This window comes from Paenarthrobacter sp. NPDC089988, from assembly GCF_044748465.1.
In the GTDB taxonomy this organism is placed as follows: Bacteria; Actinomycetota; Actinomycetes; order Actinomycetales; family Micrococcaceae; genus Arthrobacter.
In genome coordinates this window covers 40,647-64,838 of record NZ_JBIVGD010000013.1, presented here as the reverse complement: position 1 = coordinate 64,838, position 24,192 = coordinate 40,647, and the positions used below count along the sequence as shown (strand labels likewise).

Genomic DNA, 24,192 nt, shown 5'->3' with positions numbered 1-24,192 from the left:
GTGGCGCCGTTGCCTGTCCCCGGCTCAGGCCCCCAGAACCACGCGCCGGTCACAGGCAGCCAGCGTGGATTCCCTGTGCGAAACGGTGACGACGGTCGTGTGGCCGGACAGTGCGGAAACCGCCTGGACCAACGCTCGTTCAGAGTCCGGATCGAGGCTGGCTGTCGTTTCATCCAGCACCAGGATCTTCGGTTTCATCAGCAGTGCACGCGCCAGGCAGAACCGCGCGCGTTCTCCGCCGGACAAACCCACGCCCTGCTCGCCAACAATGGTGTGGACTCCGGATCCCCAACGTTCCCCGCGGAGCGGGAGTCCCGCCGTCGACAACGCCTCCAGCACCTCTGCTTCCGTTGCCGCCGGGGCAGCGAGCCTCATGTTGTCCAGGACAGAGCCATGGAACACGGGAGCATCCTGTTCCACCAAGGTCACCATTCCCCGGAAGGACTCCTCTGAGAGGTCCCACGCGTCCACCGTCTGCCCGTCTGCGCTGGTCAATCTGATGCTCCCCCCGTCGGGATCCCACAACCTCAGCAGCAGCCGCGCCAAGGTTGTCTTTCCCGAGCCGGACGGGCCGCTGATTCCAACATGCTCCCCCGGTGCCACCGTCAGTGACGTCGGCGCCAAAGCCGGGACGCCGGCGTCGTATGAAAAAGCCAGGTTCCGGACCTCGAGCCCCAACGGTCCCCGCGGCCTGAAATCCGCCGGTCCGGCCACCTCGGGAGTGGTGGCCGGCAGGCTGATGCCTTCCAGGACACGCCGGGCACTCGCTCGGTGCGCTTGAAGTTGCGTGACCGCGGCAACACCCTCGGCTACCGGCGCCAACAGGGTCAGCGTTCCGGCCACGAGGGCCGGAATCCAGACAGGGTCCACACCAGGCTGGGACACTGCAGCCAGGAAGACAGCCACTACGGTGGCAAGGACACACAACTCCCGCGCTGATGACGCGAGGGCAAGATGTGCATTCAATCTCCGCTGCAAGGCATCCACGGCACGGCTCCGCCCGGCGAGCTGGTCCTGGGCCTGGTGGCGCAGGTTGAAGCCGAGAATTTCCCGCGTTCCGGCCAGGAGGTCCACCGCAAGCGTCGACACGGCGGCTTTCGCTTCCTGGACTTGTGCACCCAGCCGGGCCCCCCGTCGAAGGCCGGGCACCGTGACGGCAACCAGTGCTGAAAAACCAAGGAGGAGAGCCCCTGCGAGCCCCGGGCCGAGAGGCCAAAGCACTGCCAAACCAGCCAGGAACAGCACGGCAGACCCAGCCAGTTGGGCAACCGTGTGGGCGTAGAAGAACTCCAGCTTCTCCACGTCGCCCATGGCTGTCGCGGCCATCTTTCCCGTGTGCTGTCCCGGGCGCCGAGCGGGGACTCCCCGGGCGAAACCGTCAAACAGTGCCATCCTCAACGACGCCAGGATCCGGTACGCGATGCTGTGGGAGACATCCATCTCATGCCAGGTCAGGACGGCCCGGAGGATCACCGCAGCGATCCCGGCCACCCACCATCCGGCTGCCGCCGCCTCCTGCTGGAAGACCGCCAGCGCCACTGCGTAGGAACCGGTCACGGCCAGCACTATGAGGGCCAGGTTGTTGAGGATGCCCACGACGGCGGTCCACGCCATACCGGCCCACTCGCCGGACATGTGGGGCACCAGGCCATGGAGGGGGGTGCGCATATTCACGATGAAACTGCTTCCGGTAGCTGTGCTGGGACAAGGCGACGGTCCTGCAAACGGAGGACGACGTCTGCGGCGGCCAAGGCGTCGGGTCGGTGGGCGATCATCAGGACGATCCTGTGACAGGCCACGTCCCGCAGCCCTGCAAGAACGTGGCTGGCGAGGTCAGGGTTGAGGGCGGAGGTCGGTTCGTCCAGCAAGAGCACCGGCCTGTCCACCAGGAGTGCCCGGGCAATGGCGAGCCTCTGCAACTGCCCTCCGGAAACGGAGCTGCCGGCCTCGGCCAGCTCGGTATCCAGGCCATGCCGCCCCAGTTCCCGGTCCAGACCGACGGCGGCCAGGACCTCGAGCATCCGATCGTCGCCTGCTGCCGGCGCCACCATGCCGAAGTTCTCCCTGATGCTCCCGGGGAAGAGGTAGCTGTGCTGGGACACGACGGCCACATCTGCCGCCTGCAACGGCCGCCCGTCCAGAGTGATACTGCCCCCGTCCGCCTGCAGGAAGCCGAGCAGGAGATCGAACAACGTGCTTTTTCCTGATCCCGAGGGACCGGCAAGCGCGGTAAGGCTCCCCCGGCAGATGGTCGCCGAGGCATTGTGGAGGATCCACTGTTCGGTACCGTCGTAGCGGAAACTGACGTCGTGAAGGGCCAGGCTTTGGGGAAGTACGACGCCGGTGCCCGGGTTGCTTGCAGGAGGAACCGGGGGCGCAGAACAGGTGGGGGCGGTCGGCTGCTCTTGGCCGTCGTGCCGGTCGTGCAGGGAATCGGCCGTTCCGCCGGCGGCGTCGATGCTGCCCAGCGCGGAGAGCCCCAAGTAACCGGAGTGCCATTGCCGTGCAAGGTCGCGGACTGGCCGGAACACCTCGCTGGAGAGCATCAACAGGAAATACGTCACGGCCGCGCCGGTGCCGCCCAGCGGGGAGGGCATGGTGTCCGGCGAAAGCACTGAGAGGGCGGCCAACGCGGCGGCGGCCAGCATTCCTGCCTGGATCCCGAAATCTGCCAGCGCGGTGTCCACCAGCGAGGTGCGCATGGTGGACACGGTGGCCCGGTGCAGTTCCTGCGAGCGCCGGTCCAGTCGTTTCCGGCTCTGTGGGATGGCGCGGAGGATCCTGAGGGTCCGCATGCCTTGGAGTGCTTCCAGGAAGTCCGCACTCAAGGCTTCGTAGCTGTCCCAGTGCTGTTGGCCCTTTTTGGAGAGGGCTTTGCTCCACAGCTTTGGAGCCCCGACAGCCACGGCCACGGCTACCAGCAAAACACCCGCCAAAAGGGGGTTGATCCAGGCGATGCCGATCAGGAGCACCGGCACCACCACCTGGAGTTGGATGGCGTGTGGAATGTAGTTGCTGATGTAGCTGTCCACGCCGTCCACCCCTTCGCTGAGGGCCAGCCGACGGGCGCCGGACCGGTCGGAGGTATCGCGCAGCCGCTCGGCCTGAAGCAGCTTGCCAGCCAAGGACAGACGGAGTTCCAATCTCACGCCGGAACCCAGGGAGCTGGCCAGCCGGGCGTGGACCTGTTGGAGGACGACACGGCCCAGTCCGCAGGCGAGGACGCCCAGTAGGTGCGGTAGCAGCGCGCCGAAAGTAGCGCCGTCGGGGTTTCCTGCTGGCTGCAGCAGACCCGGGAACCCTGCAAGCGCGTGCGCCAGGAACCATGCCTGGAGCCAGTAGCTGGCGGTGGAGGCGCACAGCAGGGCGGTAACAGCGGACAGCTTTCCGCGATGCCCTGCCGTTAACTGGAGGAGCCTCTTATTGACCAGCATGGGTGTCCCTTTCGTCGGTGGGTTTGGTGTCGCGGCGCAGCACGCCGAGGCCGTGCAGGACGGTCCAGCCGTTGAGGGTTCCGGTCCAGCCGCCTACGGGGCGGAAGTCGACGGCGTCCCCCGCCCCGAGCGCGGAGTACAGGGCGTGGGCGGCCGCTGAGGACGCCCACCACAGGGCCTCGGGATCAGGCGGGGCGGCGGTTTCGAAGACCAGAAGGGCGTCGAGGTTCCGGATCCACCGTTGGTGGGCGCAGTGCTCTGCGAGCTCGGTCGCGTTCAAGGCTTCCCCGTGGATCAGCCGGGTCCGGCAGGCACGGGGTTTCGCCGGTACCGTCGGGCCCTGGGACGAGAGCGGGCCGACCATTGCGCGGAACCCCGTCGTCCTGGAGCCGCCGGATCGGGGCTGGAACGCGTCGGCGCTCCGGCGCGCAGCCAATTGTTGCCGCGACACCCCCTGGAACTCTGGTAGGGGCGCACTCCCGCGCAGGGCGACCCGGGCCAAAGCCGTCTCGCGGGGAAATCCGGGCCATGCCTGCGGTTCCAGGATCGCCCAGTCCGCCGCAACCGACCGCGCTGCCGCATGGTGTATCAGCGCTACGGCTGCGTAGGCAGTGTCCGCGATCAGCAGTGGTCCAGTCCTGTGATGGTACTTCGCTGCGGTGCGCTGCGGCAGCACGGTGAGCACGACGACGGCACCCACCTCGGGTGCGGCGGCACACCCGCGTTGGCGGGCACCGGCGTCGTTATCGGCCCGGCGAAGCAGCCCGCCGGTGCTGCCGTTGACGACGTAGGCGCCCGGCGGCACGTCACAGCCTGCCCCGCAGAAGACGTGAAGCTGCACGGGGTAGCATCCGCCTGCGGAGGGCACGCCCCGTTTCCGAACTTTGCCGGGATGACCAGTTGCAGGGTTCGTGTGAAACCCGTCCGACCACCAGACGGCCCGCAGGATGTCGGCGACGGGAAGGCCCTCGACGCCAGGCACTGCGTCAATGGCGCCGGGCACAGGAGTTTGCCGCGGGCCGGGGTCCAGCATGGGTCCTGGCACCTCGGGGCTCCAGGCCCTGGCAAACCCCGCAGGTGTCAGGTATTCGGGAACGTCCATGGCCTTACATGTGGGGCGGAGGCGTGAGCGTGAAGTCCTGGGGCAAGCGTGGAGCTGTTGTCCGCCACCCGCGGCGCAACGCGGCGGACGCAACACGGGGACAACCGAGGTAGGCAAAGGCGGCAGGGGCGTTCGGCACCAGCCCGCCTACCACTGCACGCACCACGCTGAGCCCGGTGACGGCGACATCCTGAGTGGTCAGCTCGCGGGTGTAGACCGTGTGGCCTGCGGCGTCGAGGCGTGAGTAGAGCTCGGGCATGGACACGTAGGGGACCGCGCCGATGTCCACCATGCCTTCCGCCGGCCGGGTGAACCGCTCCGCAAGGTGGTGGGTTCCCGGGTCCAGCCAGACCTGTACATGGGCGCCAAGATCGCGGACGTGCGCGAAGTCGTTGCCCACGGAGTCGAGGTACCTGTTGTCCGTACGGTGCTCCAAGTACAGGCCCCTGGCCATGAGCCCGGCCTCCACCGCTTGGAAGACCCAACCGTCAGCGTCCTGAATGCCCTGGGAGTAGATCCACGTGTGGACGGCCTCCAGGACGGCCTTTCGGGCAGCCTCCACAGGGTCGTTCTTGCAGGAGAATCCCGCGGCATACAGTCCGGTGTCAGGATCGAAGACCAAGGCGGCCATGCAGGGAGCGAACTCGCTGGGCATCTCCACAACCCAGTACTGCAGACGGCATCCGGCCATGTCTTCGGCCAGACCCGGAATGCTGTCCACCCGGATTCCCCGCGTGGGTCCGTCCAGGTGCCACCAGAGTTCCAGGGCGTCGCGCTCCACCGTTTCCAGCACGGCCCTGTCCGTCGCGTCCGCCCGCCCTTGACCGGTCGCGATCCCGGCGTAGTTCAGGTGGTGCACGCGCGGCAGGTGCCGGAAACGTTGCTGCCGCCAATTGAGGAGGGTGAGGCTGGCCGGGAGCCACACCTCGGCATGGTCCTGCTCCCGGCGACATGCAGTCCACAGGGCTGGAGTATCCGGCGCAAGGTTGCGGTAGGGAAAGTCCGGCCGGGTCAGCTGCCAGGGTGCAAACTGCGGGAGCTCTTCAAGCCCGACGGCGGTCCGCCCCGATGCTTCCAGGTCACCCATGGTTCCAGTGAAGTAGGCGTCCCTGGTGGGGTCTGCAGGAATGAAGTTTCCGCAGTAGCGCTCCATGCCTTCGGCCACGGCCGCGATCCAGGCCTGCCGGCTGTCCCCGAACGTGGTCCCCAGGCTCACCCGATCGGCCGGCCAATCCCCCAGCCAGCGTGCGTTGGAGACCTCGGCCGTCATGGACGTGTAGGCGGGTGGGGCGTTCTCCGGAGTCAGTACCGGCCTGACCCTCCTGATAATGCCTGTCTGTTCGTCCACCAATGTGTGAAGGGGCAGGAGCCCCAGGTCTTCGGCTGTTGCGGTCATGCTTCTCCGTGGGGTCGTAGGTGTGACAGTGTGGTGGGCTCCCAAGTCCAGGCAGATCCGTTGGACTCCTGCCGCCACCTCCATACTGTGCGGGTGGGTGGTTGTGCACTGGTTCGGTGTGCCACCGGGTCCTCAGTGGGCTTTTGGGCGCCAACAAGGAACTCATCGATCCGGTCCAGCAGCCCGCCTTGCTGCTTCAGAGCGTGGCGGGTCCCGGCGTCGAGGTCACCGGCCAGCCCGTGACCCCAAGGGCCCCAGAGGACTTCCACCCGGGTACTTTGGCGTTGACGCCCCCACGCTTCGGCAAGGTCCAGCGCCTCCGCCGTGAAGAAGTCCCGTTCGCCCGAGATGACCAGCAACGGAGCGCTCAACGTGCCGTAGCGGGACCACAGGTCGAGGGGTTGGGCGTCCCAAAGACGCTGCCACTTTGCTGCGGAGCCGGTGCCGTACTGGGTGTCCGTCACCAGATCCCGCCGCACCCAGTCCATGCCGCGCTGCGCCGAGAGGCGATGCCGTCGACGCAGTTCGGCCTCCGTCAGGGGTGGTCGTGATTCGGCTCCAAACCCGTGCTGGTGCCACCAGCCGATCCTGTCCTCGAGCCGCGGTGAACCGTCGGGACCATATGCTGTCTCATGTAAGCCAAGGGCCGGGACCATCGCCACGACGGCCACGGGCGGGGCGGTTGCCGGCCCTGACGGGTTCGCGTTCAAAGACCGCGCACATTCAACAGCGCAGTGGGCATCGTAGGAAGCGCCGGCAAGAATCAGGGGGCCAGTCAGCACTCCGCACTCAGCCAGGCGGCGAACCGTGGCAGCACCGTCAGGGCCTTCGGAGGCGTAGGGATCCCACTGGCCGCCAGATCCATACCGGCCACGGACATCCTGCACTATGACCTCGTAGCCTGATCCAAGCCATGGTCCAGCCTGGGCCGCGTAGTGGTGCCGTCCGTAGGGTGTACGGATCAGGACCAGGCCACGGGCAGGGCGCTCCAATGATGTCCGGTAATGGTCAGCGGTGAGCCGGACGCCGTCGTCCGCTGTCACGTCAAGCAGCCCGACGCCGGTTGCTGTCGTCATGCTCCGGCAGCCGAGCGGCCGCCGGCCAAAAGCGCAGGTTCGGGGAACGGCAGGACCGGATGTTCCGTCACGGTGAGGGTGCGGGTGTCCAGCCGCCAAAGAGTCCGGCTCAGGGGCGGCAAGGTGGCGGCACCTGTTTGCCAGGCTTTGACCATCACCAGCAGGCGGGCCGTCAGCAGGTCGCGGGACGCCCCCGAAAGCTCGAAGCCGTGCGCTGCGGGAGTGTCCAGCCACGTCCTCAACTCGGTGGCCGCCGGCGATGCCGCAAGCCGCCGGCGAAGAACCTGGGCTCCGGATGGATCCAGTGGACCTGCGGCCAGGGGATCCACGAACACCACCTCGCCCTCCTGGTAGCAGCGGAGTACGGCCGTCCCCACGGTTGGCAGGTTGTCGAAGCGTGACCGCTCAGCCGGCGACGTCGGGACATGAAGCAGCAATCCGCCGCAATCTGCCGATGATGCCGGATCCACGCGTTGTGCCTGCACGCCAGCCGATGTCAGGGTATCCAGCAGCTCCCCTGCCACCGGACCATCTGCTGCAATGCTGACGTGCTCCCGTCCGCGCAGTGGTGTCAGGCCGGCATTCCGGCGCTCCGCGAGTTCGGCGAGCACCCTGTCCATCATTCCGGCAGCCAGTGTTGACGACGGTTCGCCGGGAACCCGGAAGAAAACACCGTCGTCGCTGCGGACGGTGGCGCGTCCGTCGACGTCGAAGATGTCGGTTGCGCTGGACATGGTCTCTCCTACGGATGGAATGGTCGGCGGGCAGCTAAGGGGGCGGGCTCGCCGGCGCGCCCGCCCCCTGGCTTAGTGACTAGTCGAACGGGTTCTCGACCAGTGCGTTCGAGTGCGTTGCCGACAGGTGTGCCAGCTGCTCGGTCTCTTCAACTTCAACCAGAACCGTGGTCTTCTCCATGGTTGGTCTCCTTTCGATGTGGTTGTTGTCACTGCGGTTGCGGCGACATCGCCACACTATAGTTAATGAGAACGATTCTCAAATTAACCTGGAAGAGGTCCTCTGATGGATGAGCAGTTTCTGGTGGTGGCCGACCAAAAAGCGGGGCGGGTGACCGTCCTGGACCCGGCCAGCGGGAACGTGGTGCGGAAGGTTCATGGGGTTGTGTTGGCAGAGCACGCCGGGATCCTGGACTTGGGCGGCGGAATGTGCGCCTTTATTGACGACGCCGGAGGTGCCCTGGTTATCTTCAATCCTTTGACAGAAGCTCCACCTCTGCACCTCCCGGTGGCCATCCCGGGCGAACATCTGGCGTGCGATCCCTCGGGCCGATACCTCGCAGTCACCACGGGTTTGGGCCTTTCATGGGAACCCTGGAGCGACCTCCTGACGGTAGTTGATCTGGAGTCTGACGACGGACCCACCTCCCGCCGCGTCCGCACCCGGGCCGGGGAGCCCGGCGTCGTGGTGGGCGAAACGCCCGACGGTCCTGTCGTCGTCGTGCGTCACCGCGAGCCCGGAAGCATTGAGTCCTTCAGCATCGGGTGCATCCTTGAGGAGGGCATCCATTGCCCACCCATGTCCGGGCTCTCCGTTCCGGCTTCTCCCGACGGCCACGGCGACGCCTTCGATCCCGCCACCGGCACCATGTTCGTCGCCACCGGCTTGGGGCTGGAACGGTTTGACGTCCGCAAGCCGCAGCCTCACGTGCTGCCCACCATCCCCTGGGGAGCCGAGGGCCGCGCCTACTTTCTGCGCTTTTGTCCGGTCCGGCGCATCCTGGTGGCTGTCCTGCGGGCCGGCGGCGAGGAACCACGGGAATGGACCGCATGGACCAACGCCTTGTGGGTACATCACCTCGACACCGGGGTGACCAGCACCGCTCCACTGGGCCCCGGGCTGGTTTTTCGTTTTGCCCTGACGGCAACGGGCATCGCGACGGCCCGCATCCACCCCGACGGCGACCAACTCACCGTGCACGGCTTGGACCCGCAGACCAGTCTGCTGCGGGAACTGCGGGCCCAGTGGGACTTGCCCCCCATGAATGGTGCCCCCCGTCCCGGCAGCGAACCGTGGGACAACGCCGAACGTCGGGCCATCGCCGCCTCGCCCACTTCCGAGGTGGTAGCAGTAACCCGGGGCGGCCACGGCGAACTGCACCTGCTGGACACGTCGCGGGCCGGGAATGCCGTGCGCACGCTATCGCTTGAGACGCCCCTGCACGACGGCGGCCACCTTGCGTGGCTTTCGTCGGAACAGCAGCTGCCCAGGGACACGGTGGGACGATGAGCATCCCAGGCACTGAAGACCGTTCCCGGTTCCGCAGGCTTCTGGAGCGCTGGGACCGCACGCCGAGGCAAGGCCTCCCCCAAACCCAGTCCGGCCGCGCCGCCTACACCTGGCGTGGCCCGGGCGAAGAGTTTCCCTCCGTGTACATGTCTTCCGAGGCTGCCCTGCGCGCTGCCTGGCACCCTGGGAACGACCAATCACCAGTCGGCGCCGCAGTGCCGGTGCCCGCTGGATCCGTGGTGCGCGGCTTCACGTTGTCGCCGGACGGTCGCAGGATAGCTGCTCTCCTGAGCACCCCGCACACCGAGCTCGCCGACCTCTGGATTCTGGCCGAGGACACCGCACCGATCCGGGTGCCGGGAACGCGTGCCTGGTACGCCGCCCCTGCCTGGCACCCCAGCGGGCAAAAGCTGTGGCTGCTCGCAGCCAAACCGCCCGAACAGCGGCTGGTGGAGGTGAACCTCAACTCGCTGGACAGCACCGGGCTTTCCTTTCCGCCGGCACTCTCCAAATACAGCGGTGCCCGGCTCTCCCTGTCTGCGGGCCTGTCTGCGGGCGGCGGCTTCCTTGGCCTCGCAGCGCGGACACCAGGCGGCGAAATCGCCGCCTGGCGCCGGGTGGACAGCGCTTGGCATCCCGCCGAGCCTGCTGCATCGAGCCGCCTGACCATGGCTGGGTCCGACGACGGCACGCACCTGCTGCTGGACGGCTTCCTGGTCCATACCCTCTCCCCTGCCGAACACGTCACGGCGTTCTCCCTCCAGGAACGTCATGAGAGAGACGTTCTCTGGATCCAGTCGGCTTCACCGGATCGACCGTCGCAGGTGTTCTGTCTTGATGTTCCGCCCGTCGGTCCCCTTCCGCACGGGGTTCCGGCTGCATCCACCAGCCCGTTCGTTCACCTGCGCTTCACCGCGCAGGCGAGTGACGGCGTCGAGATCCCGCTGACGGTATCCGTGCGCAAGCGGGACCTCGACCCGAGCGGACGGCCGCTGCGGCCCATGCCGCTGATTCTCACCTGCTACGGCGGGTTCGGTGTCAAGCACCGCACGGAAGCAGAACCCAGCGTGCCGGCGTGGCTGGAAGCCGGTGGGGTGTTTGTGGCGGCCCATCTGCGCGGAGGCGGAGAACTGGGCAAAGATTGGCATGAGGCCGGCCGGGGGTCACGGAAGATACGCACCATTCTTGACCTGATCGATGTAGCGGAATTCCTCAGCTCCACCGGGTGGACTTCGCGCTTGCAGACCGTGGCGTTCGGGGCGTCGCATGGCGGGCTGGTGGCCACCGCCGCCGCGCTGCTCTCACCACAAACCTTTGCCGGCGTGGTCGCCGTCGCCCCTTTGTTGGACGCCGCAGATCTGGGACGGCACGGGCTGGGGACACAATGGCTTCACGAATTTGGCGCCGATGGAGAGACTACCGCCCATGAGCGCAAGGCGATTTCGCCGCTGCATCTCCAGCGGACGCTGCATTCCGCAGCAGCAATACCTCCTATGCTGTGCTGCATCCTGGGGCGCGACGAGCGTGTGGACAACACGGCGGCCGTCGAGTTTACCCAAGGACTGCTGAGCCGCGGCGGCAGGTCGTGGCTATTGTCAGAGGACAACGGAGGCCATGGCCAGCGGTCTTCCGGTGACGTCCACGAACTATCAGCCGCCGTCCTGGCGTTCGCTGCCACAGTGGCAACGGTGGACACCTGACCGAACTGCCTTCGGCTGCGGAGCACCGGAGGGATGACTCAAATCCCGCTACCCAAACAGTGAAAAATTCCACGATCGCGATATGGCGGGTTATCCGATGATGGGGCGTTCTTCCGGAAGCCGGTAGAGCCTCGGGTGGGAGGACAGTGCGAGGGCTGAAGCCACCGTGATCGTGCCGATACGTCCGGTGAACATCAGGACCATCAACACCCATTGGGCGTTCGCGGGCAGGTGATACGTGATGCCGGTACTCACCCCAACGGTGGCGAACGCGGAAACGGATTCGAACAGGACTTTGTCCAGGCTGAAATCGGTGAACATCAGCAGCAACAGGGTCCCGCCAACCACGGCGGCCACTCCGAGCAGCGCTACCGAGAGTGCCTGGCGTTGCACGGAAGAGCTGATGGAACGGTGTGCGATGGTGACGTGGTCACGGCCCCGGACTTCATTCCAGATGGAGAAACCGAGGACCAGAAAGGTGGTGATCTTGATGCCGCCAGCCGTCCCTGCGCTGCCGCCACCGATGAACATCAGAATATTGGTGACCATGAGGGTTTCGGGGGAAGCAGCACCGTAGTCGATGCTGTTGAACCCTGCGGTGCGTGGGAAGACAGTCCCGGCAAGGCTGGCCAACAACTTCCCGCCCAAGGACATCTGACCGATCGTCTGGTCCCGGTTCCACTCAAAGCCCGCGAAAAGAACGAAACCCGCGGCCAGAAGCACGAGGGTGCCGAAAACGGTGAGTCGAAGGTGGACGGTCCAATTCCTCAGTTTTGTTCCGTCCCTGAGCAAGGTGATGATGACAGGGAATCCGAGTCCCCCCGCGATGATGGCCAAACAAATCGGGACGATGATCCAAGGGTCCCCGGCGAAGCCGATCAAGCTGTCGCTGTAAAGGGCGAATCCAGCGTTGTTAAAGGCAGAGACGGCGTGGAAGGCTCCATGCCAAATCGCTGTGCCCGGGCTGCCCTCATAAATGAACCAGAAGCGAACGGTCAGGACGGCCGCTGTGATGGCTTCGAACACAACCATGATCCGGGCGACCCGGAAAAGGACGGGACGGACATCCCCGAAGTTCAGGGTGTGAGTTTCGGACTGGGCGACCAATTGACCTCGCAGTCCAATGCTTTTGCGCACGAGCAATGCCAGGAGCGTAGCCAGTGTCATGATGCCGAATCCGCCCACCTGTATCAGGCCTATGATCACGGCGTGGCCGAAGGGGGTCCAAAACGTTGGGGTATCGACGGTTACCAGGCCGGTGACGCAGACAGCCGAGACGGCGGTGAACAGTGCCGGGAGGCCGGCATCGACGTCCGCATTGGTGCGGGCGATGGGCAGCGTCAGAAGCCCGGTGCCCATGAGGATGACAGCGATAAACGCCAGCGGTACTGAGCGCACCGGATGCGACAACCACTGACCGAGCTTGCCTCCGTGCGCACTCATCACATTTAGCAGACGGCCCTGCGCGGTGGCTGTGTCCTTGCGCGGGTCGGGTTCCATCCGTGTGCCGCTGCCAACGCTCATGCGGTAACCTCCTGGACTTCTGCTGCGGCATAGTGGACGGCGCGTGGAAGTCCTCGCTTCCCCGCCAGGCACGTGACGGTGCCGGAGCCATCAGGGAGCGTAACATCGCAGCTGCACCGTCCAGCCGGTGCGCCGTGCAGTCTTTACGAATCCTTAACGCCCTCGACGAACTATTGGGTCGTCGCGCCCCCGGGCCAAGTAGACGCCAAATCGATCGGCACCCACTCAGTTGATGAGGTGTGTGGGCTTCCCAAGGCACAAGTTCAGGCGCTGGCATGGGGCTTCCGCCCAGGTCTGCGCGGTCGTAAGCTGTGGATCGGAGAGCCGGGAAGCCTGGTCGGCCCGTAGGGTGTGTTGCCCGCGGAACGCCGGGGCGACCGTCTCGGTCGTTGTGGTGGACCGAGAAAGCGGTACGGCTATGACAACAACACCTGCCCCTGTCATCGACACAAGGTCGCTCAGTAAGAGATTCGGAAGGACGGCCGCGCTTAACCGCTTGGATCTGTCTGTCCTGCCGGGTGAGGTCCACGGTTTCCTGGGCCCCAACGGGGCAGGGAAATCCACCACCCTCCGAATCCTTTTGGGTCTGATCCGGCCAACATCCGGTACGGCCCGCGTGTTCGGCATTGACCCATGGACAGAACCGGCCCGTGCGCACCAGAACGTGGCCTATGTGCCCGGTGATGTGACGCTCTGGCCCAATCTGACCGGCGGCGAAGTCATTGACCTTCTTACCGGCCTGCGCGGTGGCGCAGACGAAGGCCTGCGACGCCGGCTCATTGACGAGTTCGACTTCGATCCCCGCAAGAAAGCGCGGACCTACTCCAAAGGCAACCGGCAGAAGGCGGCCCTGATAGCGGCTTTCTCCCGTCCCGCCAGGCTCTACCTACTGGACGAACCAAGCTCCGGGCTGGATCCCGTGATGGACGCCGTGTTTCGCAGCCACGTCCGCAGGGTCACCGCGGACGGTGCCAGTGTGCTGCTGTCCAGCCACATCCTTGCAGAGGTGGAACAGCTGTGCGACAGGGTGACCATCATTCGCGCGGGGGCTGCCGTGGAGTCGGGGACGCTGACCGAGCTTCGGCACCTCACCCGCACCCGCTTCCGTGTTTCCATGTCAGAGACACTCGTGAACCTGCCTGCGTGGCGGGGCGTTCACGATCTCCGTACTGAGGGCAATGCCATGGAATTCGACGTCGACGCAGCCGACCTGGGCGAGGTACTGAAGTCTTTGGCGACAGCTGGCGTCACGGGCATCACTGCAGCACCGCCGTCCTTGGAGGAACTGTTCATGCGTCATTACGGCGCCCGGGCAGACGGGTATCCCAGCCCGACAAGCCAGGTGTTGTGATGCCAGCTATTCTCCGCCTCACGCTGCTCCAAGCACGCCAGGACCGCGGAGCATTGGCGGGCTGGATCCTGGGCATCGCTGTCCTGGGCTACGCAGCCGCCACCGCCGTCACCACCCAGTTTGGCGAGGACAACCAGAGGGCTGCCCTCATTTCAGTGGCTGCGTCCAGCCCGGCATTTCTCTTCCTGCGGGGATTGCCCGACGGCATAAGCTCCGGGGCTGTCACCTTTTTCCAGGGTTATTCGTTCACAGCAGTGCTGGCCGGGCTGATGAGCGCTTCCCTGGTGATCCGGCACACTCGCGCGGATGAGGACCAGGGCCGGGCGGAACTGGTTGGCTCCGCCCATGTCACCAGACTGACATCCCTTTACGCAACACTAGTGCTCGGCACCTGCGCCAACGTCGTCCTTGCCGCTGCCGTAGCCACCGGATTCATCATTGCCGGCCTCCCGCTAAGGGGCTCGCTCTTGGCGGGGACGGCCGTTGGCCTGGTGGGACTCTTCTTCATGGGGACGGCTGCGCTGATGGCCCAAGTGATGCCATCGGCACGCAGCGCCACCGGGACAACTGCGGCGCTGGTGGGCGGCGCCTACCTGATGAGGGGTGCCGGAGACGCGCTTGGATCAGCTGACCCGTCACTGATGCATGTCGCGGCCGCCTGGCCCTCCTTGCTCTCTCCCATCGGCTGGGGCCAGCGCATTCGGCCCTTCACCGCGATGGACACTCAACCTGTGCTGGTGGTTGGAGCCGTCGCCCTGGTCCTGGCAGGGATCGCCGTAGCGCTGCGTCATGGCAGAGACCTGGGCGCCAGCTATATCCCCGCGCACGAGACGGGCCCGGCTCGGGCGGGAGCGGGCTTGCCGTCAATGCTGGGCCTGGCATGGCGGTTGCAGAGGGGAAGTATTGCCGGCTGGTCCATGACCGCCGCTGCGCTGGGAGCCGTGGCAGGGGGTTTGGGCCCGGTGGTCCGGGACGCATTGGAAGGCAACCCTTCCGTGGCGGAGCTTATGAACCGCATCGTTCCCGGCGACGCCGACATGGTTGACCTGTTCACTACCGCCATGCTTGGCATTGCCGGGGTCCTGGCCGCTGCCGCCGGGGTCGAGGCAGCGCTACGGCTTCGGGCCGACGAGGCAGAAGGCCGTGCCGAACTGCTCCTGTCCGTGCCGGCGTCACGTTACCGCTGGCTGGGCAGCGGCCTCGCCGTTGCAGTCATGACCACAATGGTTGTTGCCGTTGCAGCCGGAGCCTCCGCCGCCGTCGTGCTCGCTTGGGGGCAAGCAGGGGGCAGCAGCCCCGGAACGGTTTTTGCCGCCGCTGTTGCGCACATACCGGCAGCTCTGGTCTTCCCTGCCATGACCGTCCTGGTGTTTGCCCTTGCACCCCGGTGGAGCAGCCCTGTCGGCTGGAGTGTCCTGGCCGTGGCCCTGGTGCTGGGCCAGTTCGGTGAACTTCTTGGACTTCCCGGCTGGCTGCAGGATCTCAGTCCTTTCCATCATTCCTCGGCGATGCCGGCGGAGCCATTCAACGTCCAAGGGGCCGTATTCATGACTGCAGTTACCGCCATCGTTGCAGGGACGGCTGCCTACCTGTTCCGACGCCGCGACCTCACGGCATGACCAAAGTCAGCGAGGGCCTCGATTTCATCATGAGCCACGATGCGGCACTGCTGACACGCCTTGAAGCCGGCCCGCTCTGGTGGCTGTGGACATGCCGCGGGAACCCTGCCGGGGTCCGCGGCATTTTCGTCCACGGACCGTAAGGATTCAGGCCCCCAACGCGGGGGTCTGGTACCTAGCCTTGAAGGATGCACGCCATGGAAGCAAGAGACGTCGATGTGGTCCTGCCCTGTTTGAACGAGCGCGGCGCCCTGCCCTGGGTCCTCTCCCGGCTGCCTGCCGGGTACCGGGAAGCCGCTGGCCAACCCAGTAGCGAAAACCTAACGGATGACGGCGGTGGCCTCCGCCACGGCCGAACGCGGCATCCGAGATCCAGGGGCTGAATTGCTGCGACGATCAGCCGCCTAGAAGTCGCGGTCCACAGTCCCGGCCTCGGTGGGCGGCGCCAGGGAGCACGCGCTTCCGGAGGTGGTAGTGACCGCCGAGGTCGGTGTCCAGACCATGGACGCGGCAGCCCCCGCTGTCCGGATTCCGGTGCCTCCGCTTGATGCTGTTCCCAGGACCACGGTGACCACGGTGCGGGGAACGCCGGCCACGGTTTCGGTGGCCGCGGTCATGGTGGCGTTGAAGAGGACTGTTTTGCGGCTCTTGGCGTAATTCTGTTTCAGGTTGACCGAGCCGAGGTTCACGCTGGCTCCGGTGCGCTGGACGTCAAGGATGTCCTCGGCATTGCCCAGGCCAACGACGTTGCCGTCGCGGAGCCGCACGGTGACCGGCAGCGCGGCACCGGACCAGCCTGGAGTGACCGTGGCGGGGTTGACCTCGCGGCTGTAGACAAAACTGATCGAGTCGCCGGTTTCGATGCGCGACACCGTGCTCCCGCCATTGACGGTTCGGATATCGGTCGCACGGAGGGGGCTGTTGTCCACGCGCCTGGAAGCTACGGTGGCGGAGATGGTTTGCTTGCCGGTCTTGTCCGTCAGGATGGCGCGCAGATCGTAGGCGCCGTCGGCGAAGGCCGTTGTAGTCCAGGTGCAACTGTATGGCGCGGTCACCGTTGTACAGATGTCGGTCCAGGTGGCCGCCCCGGTCGGTGTGGCCTGGATTTTTACCGACGCAACACCAGCGGTGGAGTTAGCCGATGCGGTTACTGCTACAGTTCCGGAGACGTAGGCGCCGGGGTCTTCCACCGAAACGGAGGCGATGGTGTTGTCCACCGTCCTGGCCAAGGCTGACGACGTCGTGGTGTTGCCCGCGGCATCGGTGCTGAGGGCCCGGAAGGAGTAGCCGCCGTTGGTGAGGGTGGTGGTGTCGACGCGGCACGAGTAGGGGGTTGTTGTGAGGGTGCATGCGGTGCTCCAGGTGCTGGTCCCGGACCGGAGGTATTGCAGCGTAACCTGGGCGACGCCGGAGTGCGCGTCGGTGCTGGCCGCGGCCAGGGTCGTGGTTCCGCTGAGCGTCGCGCCAAGGTCCGTCAGGGTGACGGATGGGGCCAGGTTGTCGACGGTGATGTCCGTGACCAGGGCAGAGTAGGTACTGGTGGTTCCGGCGACGGCGACGGCGCGGAGATCGTAGGTGTCGTTGGCGAACAGGGCTGTGTTCCAGGTGCAGTTGTAGGGGGCCAGGAGGTTCAGGCACAGGGTATTCCATTTGTTGGCGCCGGCGAGGGAGTACTCCACGCGGACCGTGTAGGCGGTGTTTCCGGCCCCCAGGAGGGTTGTGGACAAGGCGACGGTGCCGCGGACGGCTTCGGCCGGGGCTGCCAGCACCACCTGCAGGCTGTTCGCGACCGTCGTGCTGCGCAGCGCCGAGACCGTGGTGAGGCCGGCGTTGTCGGTTGCCCGCGCGCGGAGGCTGTACCCGCCGTCGGGCACTGCCTTGGTGTTCCACTGGCAAGTCAGTGGAGTCGTCGTTCCCGAACAGAGGTTGGTCCATGTGGAAGTGGCGTCGCGGAGGTATTCGATATCGACGCTGCGGATCCCGGTTTCAGCGTCTTGGGCCGTGGCCGTGACAGCGACCGTGTCTTTCACGCTGACGCCGGGGTCGGCCAGTGAGACGGTGGGCGGATTCCAGTCCGGGGCGGCAGCGAAGCTGTTGCCCGTGGTGGCGGTCACCGAGGTGAACGCGGCGGCAGTACTGCCCGCTGTCGCTCCGATGATCACCAGAAGCGCCAGGGCAACTGCAAGGAGGAAGGCCAGGGCAGCTTTCACGCGCGGCCCCCGGAGGAGCCCGGGTACGACGGCGGTACCGCCCACCAGTGCGGGGTTGGCGCTGGAAGGGGCAGCGTCCTTGACCGGTGGCCGTCGCTCTGCGGTGGGGCTGCCAAGGTAGATGGAGCAGACCACGGCGATCAGCGTTCCCACGGACCAGAGCGCCAGTTCCGGCAGGGTCCCGTGGGTGAGCCACAGCCCGGGAAGGCCGAGCATCGGAACCAGCAGCCGGGCACGGCCGGTGAGCTGGTCCCGTTCCAGCGGGGTGGAATCAACCTCGGTGTTCGCATCGCCGGCAGTGACGTAGGTGCCGTCTTCATTGGCCGCGACGATCCGATGCAGGCGGGTCTTCTCAACGCCGTCCGGTTCCGCCTCCGCGGGGCTCAGGTACTGGACCACGCCTCCCAGCGGCACCGGCTCGTTGGCCGGGAGCTCCGAGGAGAGCACCACGTCGCCGGGGCTGATGTGCGGCTCCATGGAACCGGACTGCACCACACTCCCGCTCCAGCCGAGCAGCGCGGGCCCTACGGCGATGACCGCAAGGGTCAGGGAAATCCCAAGATAGAGCCGGGCTGCCAGCGACACGACAAAGGGCACCCAGCCCTCAGCAGAGAACAAGGCCTCCTTGGCGCTGTTCCTTTGTTTCCCCGTCACCGTCACTGTGCCGCGTAGTGTCTCCCAGGCCTACGGAGTAGGCGCGGCGTCGGACTGCAATTCCCAGACGAGATCGATGCTGACCCGGGCACCCTGCAGGGCGTTCACTTGGTCCTGCGTCAACCCGGTCGTGTCGAAACGCCACGTGCCACGGTAGCTTTGCGTCTCCCCCGGAGTTCCGGCCGTGTCCCACGGTGACCCGCCCGTCGCGTAGTCCCGGACGTTGGCGGCCAAAGTGGAGATCGGCAACTCAGGGACAGTGTTTGCCGTCGGCGTGAAACCCGTACAGTCGTTGAACGACCCCCCCGTGCCCTGCTCCAGGTCGAAAAATACCCGACCCTCCAGGCCACGGTCCGCAATCAGGTTCTGCGTATACGAACGCACCTGGCCCGGGACGTTCGAGTTGGAAGTCACCACGATGCATTTCTGGCCCGTCTGGCCAGGAACCATGTTTTCCACCGTGAACGCCGCCGCGCCCAGGTCATCGTCGGTGAGGGTGACGCTGCCCGTGCTCCAGGCACTGCCGGAGTTGCGGGTACTTGCGGTGAATGCTGCCTGCGAACCCTGCCAGACCATGCCGCCCGCGATGAGGACAGCCAAGGGTCCGGCGCCGAAAGCGGCGATCGCCCGAGCCCGTGAAGAAGGAGTTTTCATCTCGATATTTCCCTTTGCTTGAGACCAATCGATGTGCACCGTACGCAGCAAACAACAGGAAACATCGAACCCAGGTACCCCCGATTACTGCGAAACGACACTGTCAGGTTACCCGGCACACGAAAGACTATCTACTCGCCTGTCACGCTTTTGACATTCTCGTTACATTGACGGTCACAACGTGACACCCGGAATGGATGAATTTACTTGAGTCCGGATCGAACGAAGGCGTCCACGACGTAGCGTTGCAGGAAGATGTAGATCAGGAAGATTGGGAGGCAGGCCAGGGCTGACGCTGCCATGACGGCGCCCCAGTTGTTGCCTTCGGCTCCGAGGAAGCCGCGGATTCCCACCTGGATGAGGGCGTCGGATTTTTGCATGATGAGGGATGGCCAGAGGTATTCGTTCCAGGCGCTGATGAACAACATGATGCCCAGGGCTGCCAGAGCGGGTCGCAGGTTGGGAACGACTACTTCCCAGAGCGTTCGCCATGAACTGCGTCCGTCCATTTGACTGGCGTCGAGCAGGTCCTTGGGGAAGGACTCAAGGTGTTGCCTGAGCATCATGACCGCGAAGGCGGAACAGAGCTGGGGCAGGACTACGCCTGTAACTGTGTTGAGCAGGCCCAATTGGGAGACCAGGAGATAGTTGGGGATCATCGTTACCTGGAATGGGACCAGCCACGAGCCAACGAACAGCAGATAAAGGACCTTCTTGCCCATGAAATCCCAGCGTGCGAAGCCATAGGAGGCAAGGATGGCCACCAGGAGTTGGGCGGCAGCAAGCGCCAGGGACATGCCGAACGTGTTCGCCATCATCCCGGCGATGGGGATGGTGTTGAGGACATATTGGAAGTTTTCCAGGCTAAACGGACCGGGCAAGGGGTTGGTGGACAGCGAATCGGCGGCCGGGCGGAAGGCTGTGACGAACATCCAGTAAACGGGGAAGATCGAGGCCACGGCGAGGATGATGAGCAGCCCGTGGCTGGGGACGACAGCCCAGGCGAGCCAACGTGGAACCCTGCGCCCACGCCACTGTTCTGCTGGAGTGAAGGTCAAAGGACCTGGTTGTGCCGGTGGCGCAACGGTAATGAAGGCCATGGGTGTTCCTTCCTAGTTGTCGTGGAAACTGAGTCGTTCGGAGAGCTCCACGAAGACCAGGGCGATCAGCCCGAAACCCACGAAGAAGAGCGTTCCAGCGGCGGAGGAGAGCCCGGCGTCGAAATTCCGGAACCCAAATTGGTAGAGCAGGTAGTAGATGTTGGTGGAGGAATTTCCGGGGCCGCCTTGGGTGACGAGGTCGATGATCGGGTAGGTCCATTGCGCTGAGAGCAGGATGGTCATGAGGCCGAGGAAGACCAGGCTGGGTGAGAGCAGGGGTATGACGATCCGCCAGGTGATTTGTCGTGTACTGGCTCCGTCGATGGAAGCGGCGGCGGCGTAATCCGGGCTGATACCGGCCAGACCGGCCGAGACCACCAGGACACCGAATCCGAGCATCTGCCAGCCAACAATCACAATGACCGCAGCCATGGAGCCGTCGGGATCCCGGAAGACATTGCCCATCGGAGATCCCAAAGAGGCGGCGATGGCCGGAATGGTTCCACCTTCGGGTGCGAAAAGCCACCGCCAGATCGCGCTGGTTGCCACCGGGGTGATGAGGAACGGCACGAAGATCAGTGCCTGGTAAACGGTGCGTGCCCTTCCTTGGACCCGGCGTGAAAGCAGGGCGAACACAACCGGAAGAGCGACGGAGATTCCGAGGAATGCCAGGATATACAGCCCCGTGTTGGCCAGGGCTTGGTGAAGTTCCGGCAAGCTCAGGACTTTCGCGTACTTTTCGGCGCCGACGAACTGTTTGGGCCGGGTGGGAATCAGGTTCCAGTCGTAGAAGGACAGGTTGATGGTTTGCCCCAGCGGCCAGTAGGTCCACACCAGGAGGAGGACGACGGCCGGGAAAACGTAAAGATACGGGGCCCAGCGGCGGACGGGCGTCCCGGCCGGGCCGGCAGCGACGTTGTCCGCTGCCGGCCCGGAGGTTTCGATGAACATTATGGTGCAACTTCCTCTGTCTCGGCTTAGCGGGCGATTCCGACCGCTTCGTCTTCGATCGCCCCGGTGGAGGTTTCGACGTCGGGCGTGTAGTCAGCGGACATCGCGGCGGTGGCCTCTTCAAGGGTCATGTTCTGGTAGGCGGCCATCTGCTCGGCGGTGACGCTGTAGACGGTGGAGAACTCCCCGATCGGGACCACGGAATTGAGCAGGCGGTCCTGGTAGATGTGGACCAGGTTGAACGCCTGTGCACCGTTTTGGCCGCGCATGGTGTTGGCCGGGACGTTGAGGTCCTGGGTGTAGCAGGTCGCCGAGGCCACGGAAACGGGGACGCCACCGAAGGTCGAGAACGTGGAGTAGTGCAGGTGGCCGGCCAGGATGCCGCGGACATCGGTTCCTGCGATGACCTTCTCCAAGCGGCTCTGTTCGCGCAATTCCACCATGGCCATGATGTCAAGCGGGCTCGGTACCGGTGGGTGATGCAGGGCGATGAGGGTGCCGTGGGGTGCCGGAGTGGCCAGGACATCGGCGAGCCAGTCGAGTTGCTCGTCTGAAATTTCGCCGTGGTGCAGGCCGGGAACGGTCGAATCCAGGGCGATGATGCGCAGTCCATTGATGTCGTGGACCATGTCTACCGATTCCTGCCCGGCGTCGGAGTCGAGCAGGCCGGCGCGGAAAGCGGTGCGTTCGTCGTGGTTTCCCATGACCCAGATGATTTTCGCGCCGAGCTCCTCGGCGACGGGTTCGACAATGTTGCGGAGGCGCACGTATGCGTCGGGGCGGCCGGTGTCGGCGAGGTCGCCGGTGAAGACCATGGCTTCGGGCTTGACCTGTGCCTTGACGAAGTCGCGGAAGAGCTGGCGAAGGTTTTCATCGCTGTCGACGCTGCCGTGGAGGAGGTCGTTGTCGGCTACGAAGTGGGTATCGCTGATGTGCAGGATGAAGTGTTCCGGGGCTGTGTGCTGGGGTTTGGTGGTCATGGCTTGTGCTCCTTGGTTGTTGGGATGGTGAGGACTTCCGTCAGGCGTTGCAGCTCCGCCTGGGTGAAGCCATGGGTGGTGAGCAGGCCTTCGGCGCTGCCGTAGTTTTCGTCGATGAAGTCAAGGGTCGCGGACAGGACCTTGGCAGGGCTTGCGGAAATGATTTCCCGCAGCCCGTCGCCGGCGCTGCCGAGGCTTGCGTGATTCGCGACGGCGGCAAGCATCCGCTCGCTCCACTCCCCCGCCAGGTTGGCCTCGGTGGCTTCGTAGTCGCGGATGACTTGGTGGCGGTCGACTCCGGCTACGAGGAGCGCGAGGGCAATGACGACGCCCGTTCGGTCCTTGCCTGCCGTGCAGTGGACCAGCACAGGGTCTGCGCCAGTGGCGGCGATCAGCCGCACGGCGTCGGCCAGCCGTTGGGCGTGGAGGCTGACCATCACCATGTAGATGTCGTGAAGGGTGATGGATTCGGCACCTCCGGGGACTTTCCCGGCATCGAAGATGGGGTTGTGGTGGACCTCGATCGGGAGTGCGTCGAGCCTGCTGGGTGATGCAACGAGTTCACTTTCGTCGCGCAGGTCGATGACATGGCGGATGCCCAGCCCAAGCAACTGGGCACGTCCGGCGTCGGTCAGGCCGTGCAACCCGTCGGAGCGGAACAGTTTGCCCGGTCGGATTGTCCTGGGTCCGGCCAGGTAGCCGCCGGTGCTGCGGAAGTTGTAGGTTCCTTCGATCTGCAGCGGTCCGTTGGCTGATTCTTCGGTCGCGATTGTCAATGCATGTCCTTTCCGGCCGTGACGGGGTTAGCGGGGCAGCAGGTCTTGCGCGCGGCGCTGTGCCTCGGCCATGGTGCTCTTGGCGTCCTTGCCGTAGTAGACGACGTCCTCAATGGCTGTGGCCAGGATGTCGTCAACCTGCACGTAGCTGTTTCCGGGGTAGGAAACCCAGGGCTGGAGCCGGTCAAGCTGGGCAAGGTTGGGTGCGAGCAACGGGTTCTTCTGAGCCCAGTCGTAGAGCGCCCCGCCCTTTTCCGTCAGGGAGGTCCGCAATGGCAGGTAGCCGATTTTGCTGGAGATTTCCTCGTAGGCGTGGTCGCTGGTCATGAACTTGATCAGTTCCCAGGAGGCGCGCTGCTTGGCTGGATCCTGGCTGAGGATAAACAGCGCAGAACCGGAGTTGGTGGGGACAGAGGGCTTGTCGCCAAAGCCCGGCATGCCTGCGGCTTTGAGCTGCCAGCCACCTTTGGCGGCGCTGGACATAAACATGCCTTGCAGGGCGGAGGTGGTCAGTTGGATGGCGGTTTCGCCCTTGGCGAAGCCTTCGTACATGCTAGTGGCATCGCTGTTGCGGAGAACGCCTGCACTGTTCATCCCGGCCAGCTTCGCCACAGTGTCCGCGGCAGGATCCGAGCCAAAGCCGATGGTCTTGCGGTCATCGGAGAGGACTTCGGCGCCGTTGGATTTGAAGATCCCTTGCATGCACCAGTTGCCTCCCTTGACGGAGCAGCTGACATCCAGCGAGGGCTTGCCCGTCTTGGCGGTGACCGCTTTGGCCACGGTCAGGACCTTGTCCCACGTGGACAGGTCGACGTCGGCCGGCACCCCGGCGGCCTCAAGCTGGGTTGCGTTGTAGAACAGGACAGGGGTGGAGAAAACGTACGGGATGCCGTAGGTCTTGCCGTTCCAGTCGGCCAGGGTCTTGGCCTTCGCGTGGAACGGATGCTCACCGTTGAGGTGGGCGTCCACGGCCTCCTGCCCTACGAGGTCGCTGATCGGGTTCGCACCGAGCTGGGTGGCTGCGAAGTCAAGAGTATCGAACGTCAGCTGGGCGACGTCGGGGGCCTTGCCGGCAAGGAGCTGCGTCTGGACGCTGCTGACCGTGTTCGACCCGGCCGCACCACCGCCCTGCGGTGCCTGGGCATTGACGTGGATATTGGGATGTTCTTTTTCGAAGTCTGCAATCAATCCCTTGACAGTCTCGGTCCAAACACCGGCCTGGGCAAGGTTATAGCTCTCAAATGTGATATCGACCTGCTGGTCAGCAGACAGTTCGGGGATCTTCGCGGTAACGGAGCTTGCCTGGGTGGCGCCGGAACAGGACGCCAAAGCAAGAGCAGCCGTACCGGCCACAATGGTCAGGGCAATCGAACGGAGTTTACGCACGGTAATCCTTCAATGTTGGGGAGGAAGGTAAGAGA

20 protein-coding genes are annotated in these 24,192 nt (G+C 65.1%); 5 read left to right on the top strand and 15 right to left on the bottom strand.

The window, feature by feature from the left end; all coding sequences use genetic code 11:
* Positions 1-24: 24 nt before the first annotated feature.
* The 7 genes from ACIPV6_RS15735 to amiA all read right to left on the bottom strand — a co-directional run bounded on the left by ACIPV6_RS15735 (position 25) and on the right by amiA (position 7,923).
* On the bottom strand, positions 25-1,668 hold the full coding sequence (locus tag ACIPV6_RS15735) for an amino acid ABC transporter ATP-binding/permease protein (RefSeq protein ID WP_400271769.1): 1,644 nt from the start codon (positions 1,666-1,668) through the stop codon (positions 25-27).
* Positions 1,669-1,670: 2 nt separating this feature from the next.
* Positions 1,671-3,434 carry an ABC transporter ATP-binding protein/permease gene (locus tag ACIPV6_RS15730; protein WP_400271768.1) on the bottom strand — a complete coding sequence of 588 codons (1,764 nt, stop codon included), beginning with the start codon at positions 3,432-3,434 and terminating at the stop codon, positions 1,671-1,673.
* Positions 3,421-4,536 carry a hypothetical protein gene (locus ACIPV6_RS15725; protein WP_400271767.1) on the bottom strand — a complete coding sequence of 372 codons (1,116 nt, stop codon included), beginning with the start codon at positions 4,534-4,536 and terminating at the stop codon, positions 3,421-3,423. Before ACIPV6_RS15725 ends, ACIPV6_RS15730 begins: the two co-directional genes overlap by 14 nt.
* A 4-nt stretch (positions 4,537-4,540) precedes the next feature.
* Positions 4,541-5,932 (bottom strand): YcaO-like family protein, encoded by a 1,392-nt coding sequence (locus tag ACIPV6_RS15720; RefSeq protein WP_400271766.1) that lies wholly within the window; start codon positions 5,930-5,932, stop codon positions 4,541-4,543.
* On the bottom strand, positions 5,929-7,008 hold the full coding sequence (locus tag ACIPV6_RS15715) for a CocE/NonD family hydrolase (protein ID WP_400271765.1): 1,080 nt from the start codon (positions 7,006-7,008) through the stop codon (positions 5,929-5,931). Before ACIPV6_RS15715 ends, ACIPV6_RS15720 begins: the two co-directional genes overlap by 4 nt.
* Entirely contained in the window at positions 7,005-7,742 is a 738-nt protein-coding gene (locus ACIPV6_RS15710; RefSeq protein WP_400271764.1) for a hypothetical protein, read from the bottom strand. The genes ACIPV6_RS15715 and ACIPV6_RS15710 overlap by 4 nt, the downstream gene beginning before the upstream one ends.
* Before the next feature lie 79 nt (positions 7,743-7,821).
* The gene (gene amiA / locus ACIPV6_RS15705) at positions 7,822-7,923 is read right to left on the bottom strand and encodes a streptamidine family RiPP (protein WP_242703463.1); all 102 of its coding nucleotides are present in this window, start codon (positions 7,921-7,923) and stop codon (positions 7,822-7,824) included.
* A gap of 105 nt (positions 7,924-8,028) precedes the next feature.
* On the opposite strand from amiA, the gene ACIPV6_RS15700 reads away from it, so the two are divergent.
* Together ACIPV6_RS15700 and ACIPV6_RS15695 are read left to right on the top strand one after the other, a co-directional pair.
* On the top strand, positions 8,029-9,252 hold the full coding sequence (locus ACIPV6_RS15700; RefSeq protein ID WP_400271763.1) for a YncE family protein: 1,224 nt from the start codon (positions 8,029-8,031) through the stop codon (positions 9,250-9,252).
* Complete coding sequence (locus ACIPV6_RS15695; RefSeq protein ID WP_400271762.1) at positions 9,249-10,952, top strand: prolyl oligopeptidase family serine peptidase; 1,704 nt, start codon at positions 9,249-9,251, stop codon at positions 10,950-10,952. Before ACIPV6_RS15700 ends, ACIPV6_RS15695 begins: the two co-directional genes overlap by 4 nt.
* Before the next feature lie 90 nt (positions 10,953-11,042).
* Here the strand turns inward: ACIPV6_RS15695 and ACIPV6_RS15690 are convergent, their stop codons facing one another.
* Positions 11,043-12,395 carry a TrkH family potassium uptake protein gene (locus tag ACIPV6_RS15690; RefSeq protein ID WP_400271859.1) on the bottom strand — a complete coding sequence of 451 codons (1,353 nt, stop codon included), beginning with the start codon at positions 12,393-12,395 and terminating at the stop codon, positions 11,043-11,045.
* Positions 12,396-12,894: 499 nt separating this feature from the next.
* Here ACIPV6_RS15690 and ACIPV6_RS15685 point away from each other — a divergent pair, with 499 nt between their 5' ends.
* From ACIPV6_RS15685 to ACIPV6_RS15675, 3 genes are read left to right on the top strand one after another with little or no spacing between them, the layout of a single operon-like run.
* On the top strand, positions 12,895-13,827 hold the full coding sequence (locus tag ACIPV6_RS15685) for an ATP-binding cassette domain-containing protein (protein ID WP_400271761.1): 933 nt from the start codon (positions 12,895-12,897) through the stop codon (positions 13,825-13,827).
* The gene (locus ACIPV6_RS15680; protein ID WP_400271760.1) at positions 13,827-15,446 is read left to right on the top strand and encodes an ABC transporter permease; all 1,620 of its coding nucleotides are present in this window, start codon (positions 13,827-13,829) and stop codon (positions 15,444-15,446) included. The genes ACIPV6_RS15685 and ACIPV6_RS15680 overlap by 1 nt, the downstream gene beginning before the upstream one ends.
* Entirely contained in the window at positions 15,443-15,589 is a 147-nt protein-coding gene (locus ACIPV6_RS15675) for a hypothetical protein (RefSeq protein ID WP_400271759.1), read from the top strand. The genes ACIPV6_RS15680 and ACIPV6_RS15675 overlap by 4 nt, the downstream gene beginning before the upstream one ends.
* A 261-nt stretch (positions 15,590-15,850) precedes the next feature.
* Here ACIPV6_RS15675 and ACIPV6_RS15670 read toward each other — a convergent pair whose 3' ends face one another.
* The 7 genes from ACIPV6_RS15670 to ACIPV6_RS15640 form a co-directional block, all read right to left on the bottom strand.
* Positions 15,851-18,274: an Ig-like domain-containing protein gene (locus ACIPV6_RS15670; RefSeq protein ID WP_400271758.1), complete on the bottom strand. Its 2,424-nt coding sequence runs from the start codon at positions 18,272-18,274 to the stop codon at positions 15,851-15,853.
* Between the two features lie 66 nt (positions 18,275-18,340).
* Positions 18,341-18,964 carry a hypothetical protein gene (locus tag ACIPV6_RS15665; RefSeq protein ID WP_400271757.1) on the bottom strand — a complete coding sequence of 208 codons (624 nt, stop codon included), beginning with the start codon at positions 18,962-18,964 and terminating at the stop codon, positions 18,341-18,343.
* A 203-nt stretch (positions 18,965-19,167) separates the two neighbouring features.
* Positions 19,168-20,064 carry a carbohydrate ABC transporter permease gene (locus ACIPV6_RS15660; RefSeq protein ID WP_400271756.1) on the bottom strand — a complete coding sequence of 299 codons (897 nt, stop codon included), beginning with the start codon at positions 20,062-20,064 and terminating at the stop codon, positions 19,168-19,170.
* 12 nt (positions 20,065-20,076) lie between these two features.
* Complete coding sequence (locus ACIPV6_RS15655; protein WP_400271755.1) at positions 20,077-21,015, bottom strand: carbohydrate ABC transporter permease; 939 nt, start codon at positions 21,013-21,015, stop codon at positions 20,077-20,079.
* 26 nt (positions 21,016-21,041) lie between these two features.
* On the bottom strand, positions 21,042-21,995 hold the full coding sequence (locus tag ACIPV6_RS15650) for a phosphodiesterase (RefSeq protein WP_400271754.1): 954 nt from the start codon (positions 21,993-21,995) through the stop codon (positions 21,042-21,044).
* Positions 21,992-22,771 (bottom strand): tyrosine-protein phosphatase, encoded by a 780-nt coding sequence (locus tag ACIPV6_RS15645; protein ID WP_400271753.1) that lies wholly within the window; start codon positions 22,769-22,771, stop codon positions 21,992-21,994. The genes ACIPV6_RS15650 and ACIPV6_RS15645 overlap by 4 nt, the downstream gene beginning before the upstream one ends.
* A gap of 27 nt (positions 22,772-22,798) precedes the next feature.
* On the bottom strand, positions 22,799-24,157 hold the full coding sequence (locus ACIPV6_RS15640; protein ID WP_400271752.1) for an ABC transporter substrate-binding protein: 1,359 nt from the start codon (positions 24,155-24,157) through the stop codon (positions 22,799-22,801).
* Between the last annotated feature and the right edge of the window lie 35 nt (positions 24,158-24,192).